Below are 1,309 nucleotides of genomic sequence, written 5' to 3'. Positions count from 1 at the left end.
CAACTCCGAGGCGTGCCGGGTCGTAGGGATCGACCGCAGGACGGGGACACGCTGGCGTTATGGGCGCACGGTCTGCAACAAGGCCGGGGAGGCGGTGCACTATCCACCCGTGAGTGCTGCAGAACCCACGCCGCGGAATCCTCGGTATCTGTCGCTGGCCGAGCGGACGACGATCGCTGACCTTCGCCGTGCGGGTGTCAGTATGCGCGGCATCGCCGAACAACTCGGCAGGTCGACCTCGACGATCTCGCGCGAGCTCGAACGTAACGCTGACGATCACGGCCGCTACCTGCCCGCCACCGCTGACCGGCTCGCCGTCGGGCGGCGATCCCGGCCGTCACGCACCCGCCGCGTAGTGCGTGACGAACAACTCCGTGCTGTCGTTTCTGAGCTGCTCGCCAAGAAGTGGAGTCCCGAACAGATCGCTCACGAGTTGGTGATCCGGTTTCCCGACCAACCCGAGCGGCACCTGTGTACCGAATCCATCTATCAGGCGATCTATGACCCGCGGATCGATGTGACCCGGCCAGCCAAGCGGCGGCGCCGGCGGCGTCGGCAGGTGCAGGGGTTGGAACGCCGTGGTCGGATCGCCGATATGACGATGATCGCTGATCGGCTTGCCGAGGTTGGCGACCGGGTGCAGGTCGGGCACTGGGAGGGCGACAGCATCATTGGTGCCGGAAACCGTTCCGCCATAGGCACTCTCGTCGAACGTGTCACCCGCTTTGTGATCCTGGTTCACGTGTGCACCGGTCGGCCGAGCGCCGAGGCGATGCGTGACGGCGTCGTCGCCGCGCTGGGCGCCCTGGCGCCGGATCTTCGGCGGACGCTGACCTGGGATCAGGGCAAGGAGCTTTCCTACCACCAGCAGATCGCCGCGGCCACCGGCACCCGCGTGTTCTTCTGCGACGCGCACTCGCCGTGGCAACGCGGCTCCAATGAGAACATGAACGGCCTGCTGCGCGACTACTTCCCCAAAGGCACTGATCTGCAACATATCTCGCCCGAGGAACTGCAGCGGGTCGCCGACGAGATCAACGACCGGCCACGTAAAACCCTCGGTTGGGCCCGACCAGCTGATCTGTTCACCGGCACCGCCGCCAAGACCGCGTAAGCGGCCCAGCGTAGATGTTCGCAGTTTCGTGGATGTTCGCAGATTTCGCCGATACATGCTGTTGCGTGGCCGACCGCCCCCGATTACATGGGTTGCTCCGTGCGGGCCTTCGGCCCCGTACGGCGTTCATTGTGGGCCCGGCCAGGCTTGCTGTGACGAAAAGGGGAAACCGACGTGATCGGCGGCCTGATGCCG

1 protein-coding gene is annotated in these 1,309 nt (G+C 65.7%); it reads left to right on the top strand.

The features are described from left to right. Positions 1-1,114: IS30 family transposase (locus AC2VOP_RS00960; RefSeq protein WP_486959223.1), on the top strand; the 1,114-nt coding region annotated here is incomplete at its 5' end. Positions 1,115-1,309 lie beyond the last annotated feature (195 nt).

The organism is Mycobacterium sp. TH-M106, from assembly GCF_057473765.1.
Note: the sequence above shows the minus strand (reverse complement) of the source record. Positions and strands in the feature narration are given on the sequence as shown.